6 protein-coding genes are annotated in these 5,950 nt (G+C 47.9%); all 6 read right to left on the bottom strand.

Annotation, left to right across the window (positions count from 1 at the left end):
• A partial coding sequence (locus OEV79_12215; protein ID MDH4212199.1) for an NAD(P)-dependent alcohol dehydrogenase occupies positions 1-1,014 on the bottom strand: 1,014 nt, incomplete at its 3' end.
• Positions 1,015-1,342: 328 nt separating this feature from the next.
• Entirely contained in the window at positions 1,343-2,035 is a 693-nt protein-coding gene (locus OEV79_12210; protein MDH4212198.1) for a hypothetical protein, read from the bottom strand.
• Between the two features lie 221 nt (positions 2,036-2,256).
• Positions 2,257-2,928 carry a hypothetical protein gene (locus OEV79_12205; GenBank protein ID MDH4212197.1) on the bottom strand — a complete coding sequence of 224 codons (672 nt, stop codon included), beginning with the start codon at positions 2,926-2,928 and terminating at the stop codon, positions 2,257-2,259.
• 63 nt (positions 2,929-2,991) lie between these two features.
• Positions 2,992-3,180: a hypothetical protein gene (locus OEV79_12200; protein MDH4212196.1), complete on the bottom strand. Its 189-nt coding sequence runs from the start codon at positions 3,178-3,180 to the stop codon at positions 2,992-2,994.
• A 288-nt stretch (positions 3,181-3,468) separates the two neighbouring features.
• Entirely contained in the window at positions 3,469-4,479 is a 1,011-nt protein-coding gene (locus tag OEV79_12195) for a hypothetical protein (GenBank protein MDH4212195.1), read from the bottom strand.
• 496 nt (positions 4,480-4,975) lie between these two features.
• Positions 4,976-5,950, bottom strand: a 975-nt coding sequence (locus tag OEV79_12190) for a hypothetical protein (GenBank protein MDH4212194.1), incomplete at its 5' end; no start/stop codon positions are given.

Genomic DNA, 5,950 nt, shown 5'->3' with positions numbered 1-5,950 from the left:
CAGCACAATCCGATAGCGCGCCTTGTTCTCCTTAACACGCTGAAGCGCCCCGTTGACCTGTGACATGGGCATCAGCTCAACTTTGGGCGTAATGCCCTGTGCCTGCGCGAACTCCAATACTTCCTTCATTATAGCGCGGTTTCCCAGGAACGAGCCAGTGATTGAAAGCTCGTGCGCCACAAGATCGACCGGCTTGAGTGCAATATTCGGGAAACCAACCAAGACCATCCTCCCTTTCTTCTTTAAAGTTTCCAACAATAACTCCCAGCTGACGCCACCGCTCGACGTGCATAGTAGCAGGTCGAACTCGAACTCAACTCGCCGCAAGCTATCCCGGTCGTTTGAAACGATGAAGTGATCTGCACCCAAGGCGAGCGCCTCCTCTTTTTTCTTTGGAGACGAGGAAATTGCTGTAACCTCACAGCCAAGTGCGCGAGCGAACTGGAGAGCAATATGACCCAAGCCCCCGACACCGACAACACCGATCTTCAGCGCTGAGCCCTTTGCATAATTTCTAAGCGGCGAATAGACACTGATACCCGCACACAGCAGCACCGCAGCAACCTCAGGACGCATAGCTTGGGGAAGTTGGTACGCAAACCGGCTATCCGCGATGATAGAAGAAGAGAACCCGCCGTATGGATCCCATGTTGCCGACTTGACAATATCCATGCAGAGTTGCTCCTCTCCCTTCAAGCACCATTCGCATTTCATACAAGAACGACCCTGCCACCCTACGCCGACCCTATCACCTTCCTTCAAACCAGCTACGGCGCGGCCCATTTCCGATACGTACCCGACGATTTCGTGCCCAGGCACAAAAGGATAAGTAGTTATACCGTAGTAATCATCAATTGCGCTGATATCAGTGTGGCAGACACCGCAGTGAGTGACCGAAACGCGGACATCATTTTCCCCCAGTTTTGGAGCCTTGAACGAATGCAGTTTGAGCGGCTTTCCCCGCTCCATCGCCACATATCCCTGGATTGTTGAGGGAGACTCTTCGTCTTTCATCATTCCTCCTCTGCTGATGGCACGATATTCTATGAAAGAATGTAGTCCGTGTCAATAAAACATGTTGCCAGACTCACGGCTCACTTCCCACACTACACACTCCATGCCGTCATTGCGAGGAGCGAAGCGACGAAGCAATCTCAGTCAATCAACGATATTAACGGGGCTAACGGAAGTAACGATAATAACGAGACTAACGAAAGTAACGTTCTTTTATCAAGTATCTAGTATCAAGTATCGCTGTTTCAGCGGAATTAACGACCAAGTGTATACCAGGTTGGGTTTGTTGACGAAAATTAAGGTGCGCGTGATACCCTGCGAAGCAGGGTTATTCCACCGGCCTCGGTTTCCGTAATTCTTTGATCGCCTGTATGCAACTCTTTGCATTCTTATATGTCATGAAATACACAACAACTCCCGATGTCACTCCTACTAACACCGCGGCGTAGCCTGCCAGCAAGCCCATAGTTCCCTCAATCGCCGCACCTATACCGTTATCCTCGCTCCTGTTTGCGTCAAAAGCAGCCCACAAGCCGAGACCTGTCGGGACAGCACAACATGCTAAGCACCCAATGACTGCATAGCGACGACTTCGTTCCACCAATTGCCTTACTTCACTCTCGGTTATAGGAATCCCAAGAGTATCGTACTCCAATACCCTCCACCTGCGCGTAAACGCTGCACGGTCAGCATTTATTTCTTCATACTTATTTATGTAGTCACGAAGGACTATGATCGCATCCTGATGACGATTGACTGAAACAAGCTTCTCATCGTCGGTAGTTATTTCCAACACATAACCGCCATTCGCCAATGCGAAAAAGCGCGCCTCCTTGAATGCTTCTATTCCGTGAAATAAGTCAAACTGCCTTCTTTCTTCAGGATCGATCGTCTCCCCAATACGCTCACTTATCACAAGCGCATGCTTTCTATCATACATAGGACGTTCGTACTGAGGAAGGACAGGTGCGCAATTGAGTACAAGAATAATCAAAAGGACGACAGCAACTGTACGTCTCATAGTTCCTCCACTACAAATCTGAGCTGGGATATTTTAGGATATCTGACCTGAATGTCAAGACGATCTACGCTCGACGCTTAACGCCTGACGCCTCACCCCGTCATTGCGAACCCGTCTTATGGGTGAAGCAATCTCCGTGTTCAATCAGTCTTAACGAAATTGACGATAATAACGAACCTAACGATCTAAACGAGCCGTATCAGGGCCCATCATCCTGGATTCTAATCAACGACGCGCGGCATCCTCGATTCTTTTATCGCCTCAATTGCCCCGTCTTTATCGATTTTTCTTCCCAACAAACCACCCGTGATGAGGCCGGCGACAGTTCCGCCCACCGTAATCAACACAGCGGTGTTCCAAACATCTCCCTGGTCATCATACTCATGCGCCAGACCATATCCCCACGCAAACAAAGCCGCTAAGCCAAAGGAAACTAAGCCAAATCCTGTGGCACCGGCAATACAACAACTGTTTGATCGAACAGCAGCAAACTCATTCTTCGTAATCGGAAACCCCAGTGTATCATAGTCAATTATCTTCCATTTCGTCTCGAATGCTCTTTTTAAGGACTGTATCGACTCATAATTCTCAATGTAATCCTTCAGGATGAAGCGCATCTGGGGCTCACGGTTCACTGCCACCAGCGTGTAGTTCGCAGTTTGAATTTCGGCACACAAACCACCTTCCTCGATTGGATAGAACCGAGCCTGCTCAAAATCCTCAATGCCTTTGAAAAGATCATACCGAATGCGTTCTTCGGCATCGATAACTTCCCCGACAACGTCACTTAGTATGATAGGTACCTCGATCTTGCCGTATCCAGAATAATAGCGCGGTGAACACTGACAGTACAAGAATGCTATAAGTACGATACAAGTTAAAGAACGGCGCATAATACCTCCTTCCAAAGTATACGCTACGCCATTTTAGAGCAATTGAAATGAATGTCAAGACGATTAACCCCCGACGCTTATGCCCAAGGGGACTGGCTCCGCAAGGTGCCTGTCCCCGGTTACCCCGCCCGCAGTGCCGTAACACTCCAGGGGACTGGCTCCGCAAGGTGCCTGTCCCCATTGCCGTAAGGCAGTCATGGCGAGGAGCGTAGCATAGCCTACCCTGAGCGTGTCGAAGGGAAGCAATCTCAACGGCCCATATGCTTAGAATTCAGATTGCTTCGCTACCGCTCGCAATGACATGTCGCCTTATCGTTCGAGAGAGCAGAGCGAATCGAGAACTACCACATTTCGCAAGAAAGTACGTAGGGCAGGGCTTTAGCCCTGCAGCGATTGCCGCAAACCTAAAGGTTCGCCCTACACTCAAGCTGGCTACGTTAGATAGTCACGATGCCCGTTTCGGCTACATAGACGACGGCAACGATTATAACGGTCTCAACGAAAATAACGGACATAGCGATTATCGTGAATTATGAAAACCTACAAAATAGTTGTCTCCAAAAAAACTATCGCCACCGGGATAAAATTAACCATATAGTGAGTGCCCACAGCGTGCTCCCAATCACGCCTCGCAAATATGACCGCCATTGGTAGGCCGTATAGTAAGCCGGTTGTCAGAAAATTGTGCAGGGATAGACCGTGACCCAGACCGAAAGTGATCGCGCTGAAGAATACTGCCCCCATCATTGCGATCTGGGGATATCTGCGAAGCGCAGGGCGCAGCATGAAGTAGCAGAGACTTATAACCAATAGCCTATACCAGGCCTCCTCCACGATCCCAGAATACACTGGAAGCGAGAAAGGCATCCACCAGGATGTAAGCCACTTGAGATCGCCGCCCGGTGAACCGCTGGCAGCATTAGTCAAACCAAGCGGGACGAACAGTAGACAACCCCAAAGAAAACTTTTCAATGCCTTCACGTAATTGCCCGAAAGCAGCGCAAAGTTGTTTAACCCCGTTTTGATGATCAACAATCCGCCGGCAATGACATTTAGAGGCGAGAGAATCACAAGGAGGAAAAAAACAGTGGAAGAGATGAAGCCATGTTTGAAGTACAAATATCCACCAACAAACGCGATAGTGGCAAGCAAGAAGCCTGTGATCACCAAGCGCACACTGATATTTCGCCACCACGCCAAAATTATCCAGACAATAGCGACAATGCTCACAAGTAAGAGGACCCCGAGATCAAAGAAAAAGTGCAAGACAAATATGAGTGCTATGATCGCGGCTGGAATAATGCGCCCGAGTTGCCGTTGCGGGAAAATTGGAGAACGAATCTCGGGCAGTGTATTCATAGACTGGCCTGTTCGCCACAAATACCAGACTAACACCAGCGTATACATACACGGCAGAACATAGTGCAAAACGTTAAACTGGTCCACTCGCCGGACACCCTGCAGCAGCAGTAAAACCATCGCACTAGTAGTCGCCAACCACATTACGATCAAAGCAATACGCAGCACACGGACTTCCTTCGAAATAGTCATTATTATCCTCCGCATTATTATCCTAATCTTTTACGGAAAATCAACACCAACTTAAACTTATGCTCCTATATTACTTTGCGATACCTTGTGATGCAGCTCGGATTCTCATAATCGTAATCTTGTTTTTTATCTGTGTCCCGCTTGCGGGATCCTCGATTATCATCTTATTAGCAGTATCCGATATGAAGAATCGGGATAATCGATTTGCAGGGCAAATAGTTTCCACTTTCGAGGGCTGATGCCATTCCACCACAAGCAAAATACCAGTTACCGAACGCCGCATAATACCGCCTCCCAAAATCTACGCTGTGGTATTTTAGATTAATCGAAATGAATGTCAAGCCGATCTACGCTCGACGCGACACGCTCAACGACCAGAAGATACGAACTCCTGAACCTCAGATGCTAAACGATAATAACGAACCAAATTTTTTGTGCAAATTCGCTTTTCGAAATACGAAATTCGAAATGTTGTCGCGGCCTCCGTCCCCAGTGTCTAATTAATCACAACCGGAATTAGCCATAATGTCGCCTTATAGTCCACCAGGGGATTCACACAATAATACACATCATTTTTAACAACTTCGAAATAGATATTGGTGATACCGCCACCGATCAATTCAACCGTGCTGCCTGATGACAATATATTCACCCTTGGACCATCACCTGTCGTTACAAAGAATGAACATTCATCGACAACCCATTGCCCGCCCAAGATGACCGTTACCGCAATCGAATCACCACTCGTATACTCAAGAAGAGAGTCAATTGACCTGAAACGGTTCATGACATGACCCGTATACGTCGTGTCTGTATTCGAGGCTAGGATCGTATCCGCTAAACCGTTCTGCCGCGCTAAAATAACGCGGTCAATATACGGAGCATCTGCCCCCCTGATGGGGAAATAATAACTGCCATATGATAACTTGCTCAAGAACCACTGCCTCGGGTCAACTACTGCATAGACTGAATCGCCAGGGTTTTGGGGGTCTTCTATCCACTCACGGATAACATCAAAAAATATCAGACGTCTGCCATCACCGATCGCGGGTTGTGGCTCGGCATAATAGTGTATATCAATGGTATCAACTGTGCCGATCATCCATATAGTATCGGCGCCACTTATGACGACGCTGTCGTAATGTCCGACTATTTGTAGATCTGCATGCGCCAGCGACGAGAAATCAAATGTGTCAATATAGTAGACTGTACAAGCTGTGTCTTTTGTAAACCACATGTCGTCCCATACACGCTCCAACGGTGTATTATTCAATCTTAACCCACAGGAATCAGCATGTTGCTTTATGAGTGGAGAATCGACCGAGAAGACCATCTCAGACCAGAGGATCTCGACATCTGCCAGATTAACTGAATTCAGACTATCATTGAATATTTCATCTACTATCAGCAATTCCGGGTAATCATCCGTGAATATTGCCTCTATTGCCGCAATATCCTCAGGCGTTCCCTC

This window comes from candidate division WOR-3 bacterium (assembly GCA_029858255.1).
GTDB lineage: Bacteria > Hydrothermota > Tepidihabitantia > SM23-42 > SM23-42 > SM23-42.
This window is presented reverse-complemented; position numbering and strand designations above follow the sequence as displayed.